This window comes from Streptomyces sp. NPDC096324 (genome assembly GCF_044763015.1).
Lineage (GTDB): Bacteria > Actinomycetota > Actinomycetes > Streptomycetales > Streptomycetaceae > Streptomyces.
The window spans coordinates 645023-663792 of sequence record NZ_JBIWFK010000001.1; the positions used below are offsets into that span (position 1 = coordinate 645023).

At 72.3% G+C, this 18770-nt stretch carries 14 protein-coding genes and 1 tRNA gene; 8 read left to right on the forward strand and 7 right to left on the reverse strand.

Going from position 1 to position 18770, the window contains the following annotated elements; genetic code table 11:
* Nucleotides 1-44 precede the first annotated feature (44 nt).
* Nucleotides 45-2195 (reverse strand): SpoIIE family protein phosphatase, encoded by a 2151-nt coding sequence (locus ACIQ7M_RS02765; RefSeq protein ID WP_403638938.1) that lies wholly within the window; start codon nucleotides 2193-2195, stop codon nucleotides 45-47.
* 292 nt (nucleotides 2196-2487) lie between these two features.
* Here ACIQ7M_RS02765 and ACIQ7M_RS02770 point away from each other — a divergent pair, with 292 nt between their 5' ends.
* Complete coding sequence (locus tag ACIQ7M_RS02770; RefSeq protein WP_403638940.1) at nucleotides 2488-4305, forward strand: ABC transporter ATP-binding protein; 1818 nt, start codon at nucleotides 2488-2490, stop codon at nucleotides 4303-4305.
* 27 nt (nucleotides 4306-4332) lie between these two features.
* Here the strand turns inward: ACIQ7M_RS02770 and ACIQ7M_RS02775 are convergent, their stop codons facing one another.
* Nucleotides 4333-6072, reverse strand: a complete 1740-nt coding sequence (locus ACIQ7M_RS02775) for a GAF domain-containing protein (RefSeq protein WP_403638942.1) — start codon at nucleotides 6070-6072, stop codon at nucleotides 4333-4335.
* Nucleotides 6073-6209: 137 nt separating this feature from the next.
* Complete coding sequence (locus ACIQ7M_RS02780) at nucleotides 6210-7022, reverse strand: SAM-dependent methyltransferase (protein WP_403638944.1); 813 nt, start codon at nucleotides 7020-7022, stop codon at nucleotides 6210-6212.
* Between the two features lie 314 nt (nucleotides 7023-7336).
* On the opposite strand from ACIQ7M_RS02780, the gene ACIQ7M_RS02785 reads away from it, so the two are divergent.
* Both ACIQ7M_RS02785 and ACIQ7M_RS02790 read left to right on the forward strand, forming a co-directional pair.
* Nucleotides 7337-8524 carry a thiolase family protein gene (locus ACIQ7M_RS02785; RefSeq protein WP_403638946.1) on the forward strand — a complete coding sequence of 396 codons (1188 nt, stop codon included), beginning with the start codon at nucleotides 7337-7339 and terminating at the stop codon, nucleotides 8522-8524.
* Between the two features lie 143 nt (nucleotides 8525-8667).
* Nucleotides 8668-9441, forward strand: a complete 774-nt coding sequence (locus tag ACIQ7M_RS02790; RefSeq protein ID WP_355771099.1) for a sulfite exporter TauE/SafE family protein — start codon at nucleotides 8668-8670, stop codon at nucleotides 9439-9441.
* A 25-nt stretch (nucleotides 9442-9466) separates the two neighbouring features.
* Here the strand turns inward: ACIQ7M_RS02790 and ACIQ7M_RS02795 are convergent, their stop codons facing one another.
* From ACIQ7M_RS02795 to ACIQ7M_RS02805, 3 genes are all read right to left on the reverse strand, one after another.
* The gene (locus tag ACIQ7M_RS02795) at nucleotides 9467-11551 is read right to left on the reverse strand and encodes an MDR family MFS transporter (RefSeq protein ID WP_403638949.1); all 2085 of its coding nucleotides are present in this window, start codon (nucleotides 11549-11551) and stop codon (nucleotides 9467-9469) included.
* A 74-nt stretch (nucleotides 11552-11625) separates the two neighbouring features.
* A complete protein-coding gene (gene cobF, locus ACIQ7M_RS02800) occupies nucleotides 11626-12396 on the reverse strand; it encodes a precorrin-6A synthase (deacetylating) (RefSeq protein ID WP_403638951.1) in 771 nt (256 codons plus the stop codon).
* A 223-nt stretch (nucleotides 12397-12619) separates the two neighbouring features.
* Nucleotides 12620-13144 (reverse strand): DUF309 domain-containing protein, encoded by a 525-nt coding sequence (locus tag ACIQ7M_RS02805; protein ID WP_403638953.1) that lies wholly within the window; start codon nucleotides 13142-13144, stop codon nucleotides 12620-12622.
* Between the two features lie 99 nt (nucleotides 13145-13243).
* On the opposite strand from ACIQ7M_RS02805, the gene ACIQ7M_RS02810 reads away from it, so the two are divergent.
* Nucleotides 13244-13317: transfer RNA gene (locus ACIQ7M_RS02810), tRNA-Pro, on the forward strand.
* Nucleotides 13318-13442: 125 nt separating this feature from the next.
* Nucleotides 13443-14171, forward strand: a complete 729-nt coding sequence (locus tag ACIQ7M_RS02815; RefSeq protein WP_403638955.1) for a 2-phosphosulfolactate phosphatase — start codon at nucleotides 13443-13445, stop codon at nucleotides 14169-14171.
* Here ACIQ7M_RS02815 and ACIQ7M_RS02820 read toward each other — a convergent pair.
* Nucleotides 14150-14686 (reverse strand): NUDIX hydrolase family protein, encoded by a 537-nt coding sequence (locus ACIQ7M_RS02820; protein ID WP_326784256.1) that lies wholly within the window; start codon nucleotides 14684-14686, stop codon nucleotides 14150-14152. The two genes, ACIQ7M_RS02815 and ACIQ7M_RS02820, sit on opposite strands and share 22 nt — an antisense overlap.
* A gap of 174 nt (nucleotides 14687-14860) precedes the next feature.
* Between ACIQ7M_RS02820 and ACIQ7M_RS02825 the strand changes: the two genes are divergently transcribed.
* From ACIQ7M_RS02825 to ACIQ7M_RS02835, 3 genes are all read left to right on the forward strand, one after another.
* Nucleotides 14861-15724 carry an intradiol ring-cleavage dioxygenase gene (locus ACIQ7M_RS02825; RefSeq protein WP_403638957.1) on the forward strand — a complete coding sequence of 288 codons (864 nt, stop codon included), beginning with the start codon at nucleotides 14861-14863 and terminating at the stop codon, nucleotides 15722-15724.
* A complete protein-coding gene (locus ACIQ7M_RS02830; RefSeq protein WP_403638959.1) occupies nucleotides 15721-16806 on the forward strand; it encodes a maleylacetate reductase in 1086 nt (361 codons plus the stop codon). Before ACIQ7M_RS02825 ends, ACIQ7M_RS02830 begins: the two co-directional genes overlap by 4 nt.
* 296 nt (nucleotides 16807-17102) lie before the next feature.
* Nucleotides 17103-18542: a hypothetical protein gene (locus ACIQ7M_RS02835; protein WP_403639246.1), complete on the forward strand. Its 1440-nt coding sequence runs from the start codon at nucleotides 17103-17105 to the stop codon at nucleotides 18540-18542.
* The last annotated feature ends 228 nt before the right edge of the window (nucleotides 18543-18770 follow it).

Sequence of the window (18770 nt, forward strand, 5' to 3'; positions counted from 1 at the left end):
GGCGGCCTTCGACGTCTTTCGGGCCTGCCTCGGACCCGCGCGTCTCACGGTGTCCCCGCTCCGACCGGTGCGGGTCTCGCCGGCATCGACGGAGCAGTGGACGGGACGAGGTCCTGTTCGGCCCAGATCGCCTTGCCCCGGCTGACGCCCCGGACGCCCCAGCGGCGGGTGAGCTGTGCGGTGATGAAGAGCCCGCGCCCGTGCTCGTCCGTGTCCAGGGCCCGGCGCAGGTGCGGGGCGGTACTGCTGTCGTCGGCCACTTCACAGGTGAGGGTGTCGCCGAGGATCAGCCGCAGCCGGATCGGGCCCTTGGCGTACCGGACGGCGTTGGTCACCAGCTCGCTGACGATGAGCGCGGTGTTGTCGACGAGGTCGGCGCCGACGTCCCAGTGGGCCAGTTGGGTGGTCGCGGCCTTGCGTGCCATGGAGACGATCGCGGGGTTGTTGGGGAAGGTCCAGGCGTTGGTCCGGTCGGGGCCGAGGGTGCGGGTGCGGGCCAGGAGCAGGAAGGCGTCGTGGTCGAGCCGGTCGGGAACCAGGTCCAGGGCGAGGGAGTCGCACAGCGCCTGAAGGGAGGAGCCGGGTGCGGCCTCGCCGATCCGCCTCGGCAGCGACCGCTCCGTGACCGGGGAATCGGCCAGGAGGGCGGTGTTGTAGAGCAGCAGGGTGCTGCCCGCGGGCAGAGCGCGTTCGGTCGACCGGTACTGGGCGATGCCCTGGCCCAGCGGGGGACCGGTGTCGACGTCGAGGGCCTCGACGTCCCCGCCCGGGTGTACCAGGACGGGTGCGGGGTGTCCCGCGCTCGCCGTCGTGCAGAGACGGGTGACCGGGTCGTAGACGACGTAGAGGCAGCTCGCCGGGGAGGTGTCGGGCGCGGGGAGGCCGGGTGTGCCGGGCGGGACCGGCTGGGGGCGGCTGGCGAGGTCGTGCAGGCGTTCCAGGATCTCGTCCGGAGGCAGGTCGAGGTCGGACAGCGCCTCGATCGCGGCCCGCAGTTCGCCCATGGCCGCGGGGTCGGCGGCGTCCGCCTCCGCGGCGGTGTCCCCGGCGACGAGCGCGATCCTGGCGCCGGACAGGGGGATGACGTCGAACCACGCGCCGCCCGTCCCCGCGGGCAGGTAGGTGTGGGCGACGTCGACCGCGGCGGCTCCGGGCGTCGCCGGATGAGTGAGGCGGCCGGTGAGGATGCGGGCCGTGGAGCGTTCGCGTCCGTACTGGCGGGCGTTGTCGAGGCAGAGGGCGGCGTGGGTGGTGAGCTGCTCCGCCAGGGCCAGGTCCTTGGCGTCGAACGGGGTCGGATTGCGCCACCGGTAGAAGCAGGCGAGTCCGAGCACCAGGCCCCGGGCCCGGATGGGGACGAGCAGCATCGAGTGCACCCCGGCGGTCAGGATCCGGACGTCGCGCCGCCGGTCGGGGTCGAGCCAGGTGGCGTCCGGGTGCAGCCCGTTGATCAGCCTCGGCGCCAGGGTGTCCAGGGCGGCTCGGTGGGGCGTGGCGGGCGGATAGGTGGTGATCTCGCCGATCTTGGGCACGCCCTGGTGTTCGGGACCGGCCGCGGAGCGGAATCCCGCGCGTCGCAGGGCCGCTCCCTGGTCCCGGGACTCCGGAGTGGGCGCGTGGCCGCGTACGACGGTGTCGTAGACGTCGATGGTCACGGTGTCGGCCAGCCGGGGGACGGCGAGGTCGCCGAACTCATCGGCGGTGCGGAACACGTCCAGAGTGGTGCCGACCCGGGTGGCCGCCTCGTTCAGCAGACGCAGACCCGCCTCGGCCCGTACGCGGGCGGTGACGTCGGTCAGCGCGGCGGCGACCCCGAGCACGGTTCCGTCGGCGCGCTGGAGCCGGAGAACGGTGGCCGAGGCGACCGCCTCGACGGCGGGCTCGCCTCCGGTGCGGAGCCGGACGATCAGGTCGAACACGGGACCGCCGGACTCCAGCACCCGCCGGGCGGTCTGTTCGATGACACCGCGGTCGGGGATGTCGAAGGCCTGGAGTATCTCGGACAGGGGGTGCCCGACCATGCGGTCGATCGGGAAGTCGCCCATCATCCGCGCGGCGGTGTTCACCCGCACGAGTCGCAGGTGCCGGTCGTAGATGTGCAGGCCGGCCGGAGAGCGGGAGAACAGCGCGTCCAGGAGCGCTTCACCCAGCTCCTCGCCCGCCGGGTCGGCTGTCGAACCGTATCCATCTGCCACGACGGAACACCTCGATGAGTCGGCAACGATCCGTCGGACCGATCCAACCCCCGTCGGCGATCTCCTGCCACCGGAGCACGGCACTGAGCACGGCCGTCTCCACCGGAGCCACGCCGTCTCCACCGGAGCGAGGCCGCCGATGGCCGAGAAAAACGCTTGGACCGCGTGGCCGCCGCCACGGGACCATGGAACCTCTTGCCTTCCTATGTCCGGACATCGACGCCTTGGGGAGCCGAGGTGACGCGAACCCCGGACGACGCGGCGGGCAGCCGTACGACGACACAGGGCTGTGATGGCATCTCCTGAATCGCGCAAGGCCTTACCGGGCAAGGGCTCGGTCCTCCTCGCACTTCGCTACTACGGAAGGGAGCTGCGCAGGCTCCGCCGGCTGGCCGTGCCGGGCATGCTGCTGCCCGCGCTGGGCAACATCGGCATCAGCTACGTCGCGCCGCTCGTCGTCGCGAAGCTCGTCGGCCGTATCGCGGCCGACGGCAGCGGTGTCTCCGCCGGTGACGCCCTGCCGTACGTCCTCGCCTTCGGCGGTGTCCTGCTCCTCGCGGAGGCGTTCTGGCGTCTCGGCCTGCACTGCCTGAACCGCCTGGACGCCCTCGGCATCGAGCGGCTGTACGTGATCGGCATGGACGAGCTGTTCGCCAAGGACGCCGCGTTCTTCCACGACAACTTCGCCGGCTCGCTGACCAAGCGGGTGCTGAGCTTCGCCTCCCGCTACGAGGAGTTCGTCGACACGATGACGTTCCAGGTCGTGGGCAGCCTCGTGCCGCTGGTCTTCGGGTCGGTGGTGCTGTGGCAGTACGAACCGCTGCTCGTCGTCGGACTCCTGGCGATGATCGCCGTGACCGCGGTGTGCGTGGTGCCGCTCATCCGCCGCCGTCAGGCCCTCGTCGACGAGCGCGAGGAGGCGATCGCCCGCGTCTCGGGCCATGTCGCCGACAGCCTGATGAACATGGACACCGTGCAGGCCTTCGCCGCGGAGGAGCGCGAGGCGGCGGAGCACCGCTCCCGGGTCGCGGTGTCGCGGCGGCTCACCCTCCAGTCGTGGGACTACGGCAACCTGCGCATCGACACGTTCGTCGCGCCGATGTCCGTCCTGACCAACGCGCTCGGCCTGCTGCTCGCGATCACGCTCGGCGGGGGCGCGCACGGCGTGGAGGCGGTGGTGGTCGCCTTCACGTACTACGCCAACGCGACGCGGATCATGTTCGAGTTCAACCAGATCTACCGGCGTCTGGAAAGCTCGATGACGGAGGCCGCCCAGTTCACCGAGCTGCTGCTGTCACCGCCGACCGTGCTCGACCCGGCCGCCCCCGAGCCGCTGCGGGCCGGTGACGCCGATGTCCGCTTCGAACAGGTGACCTTCACCCACGGCGGGGCCGAGCCGCTCTTCACCGGGCTCGAACTGGCCGTACCGAGCGGAGCGAAGATCGGTCTGGTCGGCCGGTCGGGCGGCGGCAAGACCACGCTCACCCGGCTGCTGCTGCGGATGACCGACATCGAGGGCGGCCGCATCCTGATCGGAGGCCAGGACATCAGCAAGCTGCGGCAGGCCGATCTGCGCGGCCTGATCGCGTACGTACCGCAGGACCCGGCGATGTTCCATCGCTCGCTGCGGGACAACATCGCGTTCGCCCGTCCGGACGCCACCGAGGAGGAGATCCGCCGCGCGGCCGAGGCGGCACACGTCACGGAGTTCGCCGACGCGCTGCCCGACGGTTTCGCGACCATGGTCGGAGAGCGTGGCATCAAGCTCTCCGGCGGCCAGCGGCAGCGGGTCGCCCTCGCCCGCGCGATCCTGCGCGACGCGCCGATCCTGCTGCTCGACGAGGCGACCAGCGCGCTGGACTCCGAGAGCGAGATCCTCGTTCAGTCGGCGCTGTGGCGGCTCATGGAGCGGCGTACGGCGCTCGTGGTGGCACACCGGCTGAGCACGGTCGCCACCATGGACCGGCTCGTCGTCCTCGACCGCGGAAAGATCGTCGAACAGGGCACGCATCAGGAACTGCTCGCCTCGGAGGGCGCCTACGCGAAGCTGTGGCACCACCAGTCCGGCGGCTTCATCGACGACAGTCCCGACACGGCCGACCGTTGCTGAGGAGGAGCGGCCCCGGGACGACGGAGATCAGGCGGGTTCGTCGTCCGGGTGCAGCGGCACCGTCCACTCCACGACGGTGCCGCTCGGCTCGTCGGCCGTCAGGACCAAGGTGCCGCCGAGGTGTTCGGCGCGGGTGCCGATGTTGCCGAGACCGCTGCGGCGGGTGACGTCGGGGCCGATGCCGCGGCCGTTGTCCGCCACGCGCAGCCGCAGCACGATGGAGGTGGCCTCGGCGGTGACCTCCACGGCGGTGGCGTCGGCGTGCCGGGCGGTGTTGGACAGGGCCTCGCGCAGGACCGCGACCACGTGTTCCCGCTGCTCGTCGGACACGTCGGTGTCCAGCAGGCCGCTCATGCGCAGGGAGGGGGCGAAGCCCAGCGTCTCGGCCGCGCGGCCGACCTCGGTGACGAGCCGGGTGCGCAGACCGGCGGTGGCGTCGGAGCGGTCGCTCTCCCGCAGGGCGTAGATCGTGGAACGTACGACCTTGATCGTGTCGTCGAGATCGTCCACCACCCGCTGGACGCGTTCGGCCACGTCGGGCCGGTCGGCGAGGCGGTTGAGCACCGACTGGAGGCTGAGCCCGCCCGCGAAGAGCCGCTGGATGGCCAGGTCGTGCAGGTCGCGCGCGATGCGGTCACGGTCGTTGAGGACGAGGAGCTGTTCCGCGTCGCGGCGGTGCTCGGCGATCTCCAGGGCCAGCGCGGCGTGGCCGGCGAACCCCTCGATCATGTCGATCGTGGCATCGGGGAACGCGGTGCCGCCCTGGCGGTTCGCGACCTGGAGGACGCCCCGCACCCGCTCCTGGGTGCCGAGCGGGATCACGAACGCCGGGCCGAGGTCGAGGACCGACGCGCTGCCCGTGCCGGTGCGCGGGTCCTGGCTGAGGGAGGTGCTGACGATGCGCTCGCCGGAGGCGTACACCTTGGCCGCGAGGCTCGTCCCGTCGGGCAGGGTCAGCCCCCGTACCTGGTCGGCGTCGCGTCCCTCGGCGGACTCGATGACGAGGTCCGTGGTCCCGGTCAGCGGCAGCGCCAGCGTGACCAGATCCGCGTCGGACAGCTCCCGGACGGTCGCCGTGAACGCGTGCAGGACGTCGACCGGGTCGGCGCCGGACAGCAGGGTGCGGGTCAGCTCGCTGCTCGCGGCCAGCCAGCGCTCGCGGCGCCGGGCGTCGTCGTACAGCCGGGCGTTGTCGATGGCCACACCGGCCGCCGCGCCGAGCGTGCGCAGGACGGCCTCGTCCTCGGCGTCGAACTCGGCCCCGCCGTGCTTCTCCGTGAGGTACAGATTGCCAAAGATCTTGTCGCGGACCTGCACGGGGGTGCCGAGGAACGTGGTCATCGGGGGGTGGCCGGGCGGGAAGCCAGCGGAGTCCGGGTGGTCGCTCAGCACGGGGAGCCGCAGTGCGTGCGGCTCGCGGATGAGCAGGCCGAGGATGCCCTCCCCCCGGGGGTAGTGACCGATGCGGGCGATGGTCTCGTCGTCGATGCCCACGGTGATGAACTGCTTGATGCCGCCCTCGTCGCCGAGGACGCCGAGCGCGCCGTAGCGGCAGTCGACGAGCTGCACCGCGGACTCCACGATCTGGCGCAGGACCACGCCGAGGTCCAGATCGCTGCCGATCGCGAGGACCGCCTCGAGAAGGGTGTGCACCCGGTTCTGGGTGCCGCGCACACGCTCCACCTGCTCCTGGAGGTCCTCCAGCAGGGCGTCCAGCCGGAACTGCGGGGCCTGTGGCTCCTCCGGAAGGTGTGCGCTCTGGTCCATTCGAGATCCCCTCACTTACCACCCGTCGAAAACATGATGCCCGACCGTCCGTGCCCGCGGTCGGGCACCTGTACGGATCGCGGCGACGGTTTTCAGGGTCGGAAGGACCAGCGTTTCAAGTCCCGGCGCTTCAACGTCTAGCGCTTGAGACCGACCCCGCCGTACAGGGACACCGGCTCGTCGCCGATCGGGGTCTCGCCCTCCGCGAGCTCGGGACGCCAGTCCTTCACCGAGACGACGCCGGGCTCGACCAGGTCCAGCCCCTCGAAGAAGCGGCTCACCTCGGCGTGCGAGCGGCCCACCAGGGTGACACCGCCGCGCGCGTACGCCGCGATGCCCTTCCGGACCTCCTCGGGCTCGAAGTCGGCGGTCATCGCGGACAGCGACAGGAAGCTGCCCGGCGCCAGCGCGTCGACCAGGGTCCCGACCAGTTCGTACGCGCCGCTGTCGTCGGCGACGAAGTGCATCAGCGCGATCAGCGACAGGGCCACGGGACGGTCGAGGTCGAGCACGCGCGCGGCCTCGTCGAGGATCTTCCGCGGCTCGCGCACGTCCGCGTGGACGTACTCCGTGACGCCCTCGTCGGTGCCGCGCAGCAGGGCCTCGGCGTGGGCGAGGACGATCGGGTCGTTGTCCACGTAGACGACCCGTGCGTCCGGAGCGGTGCTCTGCGCGATCTGGTGGAGGTTGGGCTCGGTGGGGATGCCGGTGCCGATGTCCAGGAACTGGCGGATTCCCGCCGTACGGACGAGGTGCCGGGTGGCCCGCTGCATGAACCAGCGGTTGCTGCGCGCGGCCCGTTTGGCTCCGGGATCACGCGCCGTGATCTGCTGCCCGAGCCGTTCGTCGACCGGGTAGTTGTCCTTGCCGCCCAGATACCAGTCGTACACCCGGGCCGGATGCGGCCTGGTGGTGTCGATCCCGCGCGCGCCGGACTCCGTCCCCGTCATACGACAACTCCCCGTTCCGTCGGCCCTGTTGCCCCGGCGGCCTGGGTTCGACGGGGGCGCGCGAGCAGTCTGCCATTCACGCGGGGGGCGGCCGGGCGGTGGCCGTCGATCCTCGGCCACCGCCCGGCCGCCCCGACCGCGGGACGATCCCGCACGGGGTCGGGTGTTCGGGGCGGAGGGGCGGATACCGGCCGAGGGAGGCATCTTCCCAAGGGTCCGGCGCGGGGCTATAGTCCGAAACTAGCAGTGCTAATTAAGGTGTGTGTCCGTCAATGTCCGGTGCCCGTTCGCCGGTGTCCCCCAGGAGTCCTGTCGTGCGTCCCGTCCACTTCGCGGCCGCCCGCCGCACGCCCATCGGCAAGCTGCGCGGTGCCCTGTCCTCCGTGCGGCCCGACGATCTCGCCGCGGGCGTCATCCGCGCTCTGGTCGCCGAGGTGCCCACCCTGGATCCGGCCCGCGTCGACGACGTCTACTGGGGTGCCGCCAACCAGGCCGGCGAGGACAACCGCAATGTCGCCCGCATGGCCGCGCTGCTCGCCGGACTGCCGGACAGCGTGCCCGGCGCCACCGTCAACCGGCTCTGCGCCTCCGGGCTCGAAGCCATCACGACGGCCGCCCGCGCCATCGCCTCGGGCGAGGCCGACATCGTGCTCGCCGGAGGCTCCGAGTCGATGAGCCGGGCCCCCTTCGTGCTGCCCCGCCCGGACGAGGCGCTGCCGCACCGCATCGAGACCGTCGACACCCGGCTCGGCTGGCGGCTGGTCAACCCGGCGATGAAGGACCTGCACGGCGTGCTGTCGATGGGGGAGACCGCGGAGGAGGTCGCCGTGCGGTACGGCGTCTCGCGCGAGCGGCAGGACGCGTTCGCGCTGCGCAGCCACCAGCGTGCGGCGGACGCCCGGAAGAACGGGTACTTCGACGCCGAAGTGCTTCCCGTCGAGCGTCCCGACGGGGTGATCGTCGACAGCGACGAGTGCGTGCGCGAGGACACCTCGCTCGACAAACTGGCCCGCCTCAAGCCGGTGTTCCGCGCCGACGGCACGGTCACCGCGGGGAACGCCTCGCCGATGAACGACGGCGCCGCCGGGGTGCTGCTCGTCAGCGAGGAGGCCCTCAACGATCTGGGGCTGGAGTCGCTCGGACGCTATGTCGCCGGGGCCTCGGCCGGCGTCGATCCCGACGTCATGGGCATCGGACCGGTGCCCGCGACCCGTAAGGCGCTCGGACGCGTCGGCTGGACCGTCGCCGACGTCCAGGAGGCCGAGTTCAACGAGGCGTTCGCCGCCCAGGCCCTCGCCTGCGTGGACCGCCTCGGCATCGACCCCGACCTCGTCAACCCGACCGGCGGCGCCATCGCGCTCGGTCACCCGCTCGGCGCGTCGGGCGCCCGCATCCTCACCACCCTGCTGCACCGCATGCGCCGCACCGGCGCCGAGCGCGGCCTGGCCACGATGTGCGTCGGCGTGGGCCAGGGCAGCGCGGTCCTGGTGGAACGCCACTGATACCGGGGCCCGGCGAAGCATCCCTTCCGGCGTTCGAGGAAACCCGGCGCACCGGTCGACCCCGGTGCGTCGTTGACCTGGAACGCTCCCGGAGGGGCCCTCCTCGCCCGGGCGGGAAGCGTGGGCATAGCATCGACCCCCGCATGAACACGATGACGCTCTGGCACATATCCCCGGGGGAGTTCGCCGCTCTCGCCGCCGCGGCTCTTCTCGTCGGCTTCTCCAAGACCGCCGTCAGCGGCGCCAACACGGTCAGTCTGGCGGTCTTCGCCGCCGTACTGCCGGCTCGCGCCTCGACCGGTGTCCTGCTGCCCCTCCTGATCGTCGGCGACGTACTCGCCGTCGCCACCTACCGGCGCCACGCCCACTGGCCCACGCTGTGGCGGCTGTTCCCGGCGGTCGCCGCCGGCGTCGTCCTCGGCACGCTGTTCCTGGTGTGGGCCGACGACGGGGTCGTGCGGGCCTCGATCGGCGCGACCCTGCTGCTGATGACCGGGATCACGCTGTGGCGCCGCCGGACCGGCGCCCAGGACGAGGAACCCGACGCGGTCGTGACCCGCGCGGGCCGGGCCAAGGCACGGTCCTACGGTGTCCTCGGCGGCTTCACCACCATGGTCGCGAACGCGGGCGGCCCGGTCATGTCGATGTATCTCCTCTCGGCGGGCTTCCGCAAGCTCGGCTTCCTCGGCACGTCCGCCTTCTTCTTCCTGATCGTCAACGTCTCCAAGCTGCCCTTCAGCGCGGGCCTCGGCCTGATCAACGGCCGCTCGCTGCTGCTGGACGCGGCCCTGGCCGTGTTCGTCGTGCCGGGGGCGTTCCTCGGGAAGTGGGCGGTGAAGCGCATCAACCAGCTTCTCTTCGAACGGCTGGTGATCGTGGCGACGGTGGTGGGCGGAGTGCAGCTCCTGCTCCCCTGACCCGGCGCGGCCGAGCCCGGTGCGGTCAGGCGGATGTGGCCGAGGACAGTTCCGGGGGCCGGCCCGGCAGACCCTGCGTCAGGTCCTCGACCAGCAGACGCTTGGCGATGGTGTCGACGGCGGCGCGCAGTTCCGCGCCGGAGGGGCGGCCGATGTCCTGCTCCACGCGCCCGGCGAGCCAACGGCCCCAGGCCTCGCTGATCACCCGCGCCTCGCGCTCGCCCGCCGCGGTGTGCGAGAACAGCGTGCCGTGCCGGGTCAGATAGCCCTCGTCGACCATGCGCTGGAAGACCGGGACGAGCACCTCGGGAGGCATGTGGCGCCGGGCGGCGACCAGCGCGAGGTTGGCGTGGCCGACCATGCGGGTGAACAGCTCCACCTGCATCACGGCCCAGGCGCCCGCCACGTCCAGCCGAGTGTCGGACTCGGAGACGATCCGGCGCGCGGTGTCCATCTCCGTGGTGCCGATGATCTTCGCGACGGAGAACTCCAGCAGCCGCTGGGAGTCCGCGGTGGACGGTGACGCGAATCCCTCGCCCATGTCCGTCGACCCCATGCGAGCGCTGTCGCGCAGCTCCACCTGCTTGAGGAAGAGCGCCACGACGAAGCCGAGGAGCGCGACCGGGACCGTCCACAGGAACACCGTGTGGAGGGTGTCGGCGTACGCGTCGACGATGGGCGCGGCGGCCCGCGGCGGCAGCTTGTGGAGCCCCTCGGGGCTCTGCGCCGCCTTGGCGATGACGGCCGGCCCGGCCGCGCCCGTCTCGGCGGCCGCCCTGACCCCGTCCGCCAGGTTGGGCTTGAGCGCGTTGGTGTAGATCGTGCCGAAGACGGCCGTGCCGAACGAACTGCCCAGCGTACGGAAGAAGGTGACCCCGGACGTCGCGGTGCCGAGGTCGGTGTACTCGACGGTGTTCTGCACGGCGATCGTCAGCACCTGCATGCACAGCCCGATCCCGGTGCCGAGCACGAACATGTACAGGGACTCCAGCCATGCCCCGGTGTCCGGCCCCATCCGCGACATCAGATAGAGGCCGACCGCCATCACGAGGGAGCCGACGATGGGGAAGAGGCGGTACTGCCCGGTCTTGCTCACCACGTTGCCGCTGAAGACGGACGCGATGAGCAGCCCGAGGACCATCGGCAGCGTGCGCACACCCGAGACCGTGGCCGACTCCCCGTCGACGTACTGCAGATACGTCGGGAGGTAGGTCAGCGCGCCGAGCATCGCGAAGCCCACGATGAAGCTGAGGATCGAGCAGACCGTGAAGACCGGGTTGCCGAACAGCCGCATCGGCAGCATCGGTTCGGCCGCGCGGGTCTCGACCCGGCAGAACAGCGCGAGCGCGATCAGACCGCCGACGAACAGGCCGATGATGGTGGGCGAGCCCCAGGCGTACTCGTTGCCGCCCCAACTCGTCGCCAGGATCAGCGCGCTGGCCCCGACCGCGACCAGCGCGATGCCCAGGTAGTCGATGACCGGCCGGGTCACCGACTTGACGACGGGGATGGTCCGGGCCGCCGCGATCACCACGACGATCGCGAGGGGCACGTTGATGTAGAACGCCCACCGCCACGACAGATGGTCCGTGAACAGGCCGCCGAGCAGCGGCCCGATGACCGTGGCCACACCGAAGACGGCACCGATCGCGCCCTGGTACTTGCCCCGTTCGCGCAGCGGGATGACGTCCGCGATCAGCGCCATGGAGGTCACCATCAGACCGCCCGCGCCGACCCCCTGCACCGCCCGCCAGGCGATCAGCAGCGTCATGTTGGTGGCGAGCCCGCACAGGAAGGAACCCGTGATGAAGATGACCGCCGACGCCTGGAAGACCAGCTTGCGGCCGAACAGGTCGCCGAACTTGCCGACGAGCACGGTCGCCACGGTCTCGGCGAGCAGATAGGCGGTCACGACCCACGACATGTGCGCGGCCCCGCCGAGGTCCGACACGATCGTCGGCAGCGCGGTGCCCACGATCGTCTGGTCGAGCGCGGCGAGCAGCATGCCCAGCACGATCGTCGCGAAGACGATGTTGCGGCGGCGGTTGTCCAGCACCGGTGGCCCGGGCACCCCCGCCGGGGCCGGCGCGGTGTCCTCCGTGATCGTCACAATCGCCACCCTCACACCGGTGGGCTCCCCGTGCATGCGGGGCGACCCGCCCGGTGTACGGGCGGCCGGACGCTCTACTCGCCGGGATTCCTGCGCAGCAGATAGGTGTCCATGATCCATCCCTTGCGTTCCCGGGCCTCGGCGCGCAGGCGCTCGATACGGGGGGCCGCCTCGGCGATCGGACCCGAGGCGAGGATCTCGTCCGGCGTGCCGATGTAGGCGCCCCAGTAGATGTCGATGTCCTCGTCCGTGTACCGCCGGAACGTCTGATGGGCGTCGAGCATCACGACCACGTCGTCCACGCCCTCGGGAAAGCCCTCCGCGAGGCGCCGCCCGGTGGTGATCTGCACGGGCCGGGCCACCCGGTTCAGCCCCGTGCGGTGCCGGGCGACGAGCGCCGAGACACTGCTGATCCCGGGCACCACGTCGTACGAGAACGCCACCGCGCCCCGGTCCAGGATCTCCTCCAGGATGCCGAGCGTGCTGTCGTACAGAGCGGGGTCGCCCCACACCAGGAACGCGCCGGTCTCGTCCTCGCCCAGCTCCTCGGCGATCAGCCGTTCGTAGATGGCCGCGCGGGCGCTGCGCCAGTCCCCGACGGCCGGTGAGTACGCGGAGCCGCCCGCCGTGCGGTCCCGGTCCGGGTCGCGGGCCTCGACCAGGCGGTACACCCCCTCGGGTATGTGCGCGTCCAGGATGTCGCGGCGCAGTCGGACGAGGTCCGACTTCACCTCGCCCTTGTCCAGGATGAAGAACACGTCGGTGCTCCTCAGCGCCTTGACCGCCTGCAGCGTGAGCTGATCGGGGTCGCCCGCTCCGATGCCGATGACATGAATCTTTCGCACACCGAGAGTCTGCCGCACGCCACCGACAGGGGACGCACCGGCCGCACCCCGAGCATGTGCGCCGGCCCGCACCCTGGTCAGGCGGCCCGGTCAGGTGGCCCTTCCCCGCGGCCCCGGCGATGTCCGCGCCCCGGTCGGACGGCCCGCAGGCGCAACGACGCCGATGCCCGCGCCCTGGTCAGATGGCCGGTCCCCGGCAGCCCCACCCATACCCGCGCTCCCGTCAGGCGGTCCGCCCCCGCAGCCGTGGCGACGCCTGCGCCGCATCGGTCCGGCCGCCGTCGCGCTCCACGACGGCCGCCAACTCCCGGGCCCAGCGGGCGATCTCCGCGAGGTCCAGGTCGTGGGGCCGCGGCCGTCCGGTCGCCGCCGTCCACTCCTCGACCGCTCCGGCCCCGCGCCGCAGCAGCCGCGCGCCGCCCGTCACGTTCCCCCGGGCCGCGTGGGTGAGCCCCACGGCGAGCTGGGCCAGCCCCCGCCAGAGCCCGCGCTCGTCCTCGGGACCGGACTTCCAGGCGTCCTCGAAGACCTCGTGCGCGTGGAACGGCCGGCCCGCGTCCAGCAGCGCCTGCGCCTCGGCGACCGTCTCCTCGGGACGGCGCACGACGCCCTCCGGCGCCCGCTCCACTCCGGCGGCGCCGTACGGCAGTGGCCGCCCCAGTCCGTCCCGGGGCCGGGCGTTGCGGGCCCGCCCCTCGGCGTCCCGATCGCGTCCGCCGGCCCGCCGCGTCTCAGATGTCCCGGTCATACGCCGATTGTCGCGCGCCCCGTCCCCCTGCGGAGCAGCCCCCGGCGTGGGGTAAAGTTCTGTTCGCACGATCACGCGGGTCTCCGCGGGTGAAGGCACCGGGACGTGGCGCAGCTTGGTAGCGCACTTGACTGGGGGTCAAGGGGTCGCAGGTTCAAATCCTGTCGTCCCGACTTGCTTGAACGCAGGTCGCAGGCCGTTTCCGCCGAGGCGGGAGCGGCCTTTTCCGTTGTCCGGGGACGGGCGTGCGCCGCCTTATTCCGTGGCCTGGGACCCGGGCCGGCGCCATGATGACGCGATGGACGCCCGATTCCTCGGCATCGCCGAGCTCACCGACACCCCGTCCGTGGCGGTCGTGGTCGACGTCATGCGTGCCTTCACGGTGGCCGCCTGGGCCTTCGGCCGGGGCGCGGAGAAGATCGTTCTCGCGGAGTCCCTGGACGAGGCCCTGGCGCTCAAGGCCCGCCACCCGGACTGGGTGGCGCTCAAGGACGGTCCGCCCGCCCCGGGGTTCGACCTCGTCAATTCGCCGGGCCTGCTGCGGTCCGCCGACCTCGGTGGTCGCACCGTCGTGCAGAAGACCACGGCGGGGACGGTCGGCGCCCTCGCGGTCAAGGACGCCTCGCTCGTCCTGTGCGCCGGCTTCGTGGTGGCCGAGGCGACGGCCCAGCTCCTGCGGGACCGCCGGTGCGCCGACGTCACCTTCGTGGTCACCGGCGAGGACGGCCGCGCCGAGGAGGATCTCGCGTGCGCCCAGTACATCGCCGGGCGGGCCGCCGGGGCCGGGACCGACGCGGCCGGGTTCCTCCGCCGGGCCGCCGCGTCCCGTGCCGCCACCGAGCTGGCGACCGGGGTGCGGCAGGGCGTCCATCCCGACGACGTCGCGCTCTGCGTCGAGCTCGACCGCTTCCCCTTCGCCATGGTGGCGGCCCCGGAGGGCCCGCTCATGGTCCTGCGCCCGCGGGCCACCGACGCGGGCCGCGTCGAGGCCGCGGGCCCCCCGCGTCAGGCGATACGTCCGACGTAGGCCAGGGCCTGCCGCAGCAGCACGCCGTGACCGCCCGGCATGTCGTCCGTGACCACGGGGGACGCGGCCTCCTCCGGGCTGAACCAGACCAGGTCCAGGGCATCCTGCCGCGGGCGGCAGTCGCCGGTGACCGGGACGATGTACGCCAGGGACACGGCGTGCTGGCGCGGGTCGTGGAACGGCGTGACCCCGAGCGTCGGGAAGTACTCCGCGACGGTGAAGGGCTGGAGGGAGGCCGGGATCCGGGGGAGGGCCACCGGGCCGAGGTCCTTCTCCAGGTGGCGCAGCAGCGCGTCCCGGACCCGCTCGTGGTGCAGCACCCGGCCGGAGACGAGGGAGCGGGTGACCGTTCCGTCCGGACCGATGCCGAGCAGGAGCCCGATGTGGGTGACTTCGCCGTTGTCGTCGACGCGCACCGGTACGGCTTCGACGTACAGGATCGGCATGCGGGCGCGGGCCGATTCCAGTTCGTCGCGGGACAGCCAGCCGGGCGTGGTTTCGGTCAAGTCAGACATTGCTTGATCATACTTTCCGTGCGTCCGGTGCGGGCGTGATGTTCCAGGTCAACGATGCCCCACGGAAAGGGTCATTGTGTGTTCTTCGGCGTCGGTGACGGTGTTTCGGGCCACCGGCCGGTCTCGTAGCCTGGGCACGCCCGGCAGGACGACCGGCTGGACCTCGGGAGCGGCATGGCCAGAGAATTCACCACGGAGATCACCGACGCCGTCGTCGACAGCTTCGCGGGCACGGCCGATCCGAGGCTGCGTGAACTGCTCGGCGCGCTCACCCGCCACCTGCACGCCTTCGTCCGCGAGACCCGGCCGACGACCGCGGAGTGGGAGCGCGCCACGGCCTTCCTCACGGCGACCGGGCAGATGTGCACGGACACCCGGCAGGAGTTCATCCTCCTGTCGGACGTCCTCGGCGTGTCCATGCTGGTGGACTCCCTGAACGGCCACGACGGCCCGGGCGCGACGGAGTCGACCGTCCTCGGACCGTTCCACCTGACGCGGTCCCCCGTACGGGAACTCGGCGCGACCATCGACCTGGTGGGCACCGGCGAGCCGTGCGTCGTCAGCGGCCGGGTGCTCTCCCGCGACGGCGGTCCGCTGCCGGGCGCCGTCCTCGACGTGTGGCAGGCGGACGAGCGGGGTTTCTACGACGTCCAGCGGCCGGACGTCCAGCCGCCCGGCAACGGCCGCGGGCTGTTCACCGCCGACGCCGAGGGCCGCTTCCGGTTCCGCACCTGTGTACCGAGCCCCTACCCGATCCCCACCGACGGTCCGGTCGGCGCCCTGCTCGGGGCCACCGGCCGCCACCCCTGGCGCCCCGCCCACATCCACTTCATCGCCTCGGCCGAGGGCCACGCCCCCGTCACCACGCACATCTTCGTGGCGGGCAGCCCCTATCTGGACGCCGACGCCGTCTTCGCCGTGAAGCGGAGTCTCGTACAGGACTTCGCCGAGACCGACGATCCGTCGGCGGCCCGGGAGTTCGGTGTCGCGAACCCCTTCCGACACGCCCGCTTCGACCTCGTACTGGAGCCGGAATGACCACGCCGCCGAGCGCCCCGCTCGACTTCACCTACGAGACCCGGCCCGCCCGGGTCGTCTTCCGGCCCGGCGCCTCCGTGACCGCGACACCGGGGGAGGCCGCCCGCCTCGGGCTGCACAGGGTCCTCGTGGTGTGCGGCGGCCGGGGTGTGGACGCCGCGCGGGCGGTGGCGGACGCGCTCGGCGACAGTTGCGCGGGAGTCCACGCCGGGGCCCGGATGCACGTCCCCGCGGAGGTCGCCGACCGGGCCGTCGAAGTGGCACAGGACATGGCCGCCGACGGGTGTGTCGCCGTCGGCGGCGGATCCGCGATCGGCCTCGGCAAGGCGATCGCGCTGCGGACCGGCCTGCCGCTGATCGCCGTGCCCTCCACCTACTCGGGCTCCGAGATGACGTCCGTGTGGGGCCTGACCCAACAGGGGGTCAAACGCACCGGACGCGACTCCTCCGTACAGCCGCGCTGCGTCGTCTACGACCCCGACCTCACCCTCGGCCTCCCGGTCCCGCTCTCGGTGACCAGCGGTGTCAACGCCCTCGCGCACGCGGCCGAGGCGCTGTACGCCCCCGACGCCTCCCCGCTCGTCTCCCTGATGGCGGAGGAGGGCGTACGGGCGATGGCCGGCGCCCTTCCCGGCGTGGCCGCGGACCCCGCCGATCCCCAGGCCCGCGCCCGGGCCCTGTACGGCGCCTGGCTCTGCGGGTCCTGCCTCGGCGCGACGACCATGGGCCTGCACCACAAGCTCTGCCATGTCCTCGGCGGCACCTTCGGCCTGCCGCACGCCGAGACCCACACCGTGGTCCTCCCGTACGCCCTCGCGTACAACGCGTCCGCCGCACCGCGGGCGGTCGCCGTCCTGGCACGGGCCCTGGGCGCCGACGACGTCCCCCGCGCCCTCCGGGACCTCGCGGGAGGCCTGGGCGCTCCCCGTACTCTGGCCGAACTCGGCTTGAGGGAAGCCGACTTGGCGCGCGCGGCCACGATGGTCGCCGCCGAGTCCTACCCCAACCCCCGTGAGGTGACGGCGAACGGCGTACTCGGGCTGCTGACGGCCGCGTACGAGGGCTGGGAGCCGCGGAGCTAGGTCCAAAGCCGCGGCAGGGGGGTGATTCCGGTGACGCGGGGGGACGGGCGGCGGGGTCGGGCCCGTCGGTCCGCCACCCTCTTCGGCATCTGCTGATGCCGTGTCATGTCCGTTGAAGGTCAAGTTGGTTGAGCCTTCCACGACTCTTCGGGGCGTTCCGGGGGGCGTGGCGTACATCACCTCGGCGGGCGCCGAAACGTGAGGCGGGGCTTCACGGGTTCATGACACCCTCACCTCTGGTTACCCGTCGGTAATCCCGAGTCGCCCCCCACCCCCCTCAAGGACTGAACTTGCGTATCCGCAAGCGGGCCTCGCGGGCCGCCGTGCCCGCGCTCGCCGTATCCGCCCTCCTCCTCGCCTCAGGCTGCTCCGCGAGTCCCGCGGAGCAGCCCTCCCGTGCCGACCGCGCACGTCCCGCAGTGGCCTCGGCCTCCGCCACCCAGGACGCCGGGCGGCCGCTCGCCGTCGCCGCGGCCCCCGAGGCGGCGGCCACCTCGACCGCCGTCGCCCGTCCCGGTGCGTCGGGCGGCCGGGCGCACCGGGCCGCCCTCAAGGTGGCGTCGTACGACAGCAGGACCCGAAGGGCCGTCATATCCCGTACAGGCAGCGGCGGTTCAGACGGAAGGGGGGCGCATTCGTCGTCCCCGTCCCCGTCCGCCGGGAACTCGGCCGAGCCGCACGGCATGGCCGTGGGTGACGTCGTCGCCAGCGCCCCCGCGCCCGGCGCCCCGGACGGCCTCCTGGCCAGGGTGACCGACGTGATCGGCGAGAGCGGCGACGGTACCGAGGTGCAGACCGAGCCGACGACCCTGGACGCGCTGCTCGGTGACGACGACGCCAAGGGCTCGGTCCCCGTCGACCCGGCGTCCTTCGACATCGAGAAACTGCTGCCGGACGTGCGGGTCTCCTGGGCGAAGGCCGGAGACGTCCACGTCGGCCCCGAGGGGGCGAAGGTTCCGCTCGGCAGCCTGCGGATCGACGTCGGCGCGAAGGTGGCCACGGCGCCCGGGGCGCCGACGTCGGCGTCCCTGTCCGGGTTCGTTCAGGTCGCGCCGGATGTCGACTTCTCCTACGGCGGTGACGCGGCCGACTCCGGGCCGGGCACCGCCTACCTCGGTGTCTCCGGCGACTGGGACGCGCAGTGGGCGGTGAAGGGCCGTGCCGCCGCCTCCGCGCAGCCCCGGCGGGTGCCGTTCGCGAAGCTGCACGCCGACCCCGTCCTCCAGGTCGGCCCGATTCCCGTCGTGGTGAACCTCGATCTGACCTGCTACTTCCAGATCGGCGCCGACGGAGTCGTCACGCTCGACGTGGAACAGCACCTCAAGGGTGACTTCAAGGCCGGAGGTGCCTTCGGCCCTGCCCGGGGGTGGACGCCGGTCGACGAGTCGCACATGACGAGCAGTCCGGTGCGCACCTCCGTCAGCGCGGCGGGACGGGTGAAGGCGGCCCTCGGCGCGGAGGCCAGTGTCGGCCTGTACGGCGCCGTCGGTGTCACCGCCGACCTGGCCCCGTACCTGCGGGGCGAGGCCGCGGGCTCGGCCGGCGCCACGACCACGACGGGATCCACGGTGAGGACGGATGCCGCCGCCACGGGCGCCTGGTCGCTCTACGGCGGTGTCGACCTGGCCGGCACCCTGCGGACGCACCTGTCGATCTTCGGCACGCCCGTGTTCCAACGTGTCATTCCGCTGGGCGTGTTGAACCGTGAGTGGAAGCTCGCCGACGGTCACGTGTAGTTCCGGCGCCTCTTGTGCCCGTCGGCAACGGGGCGGTCATCTCCCATGCCCTCCCGCCCACTTGGTCGGCGGGCACGGGAGGTGACCCTCGGTCGAAGACCGGTTCATCCCAACAGGCTTTCTCACGCCCCCAGTTGGGCAATCCTTCACCGCTCCGATATCCGCTGCCTCTGGTGTTTTCCGCGCACGCCCGGAAGGCTGACCTGGGCATGCCAAGAGGGCCGCCCT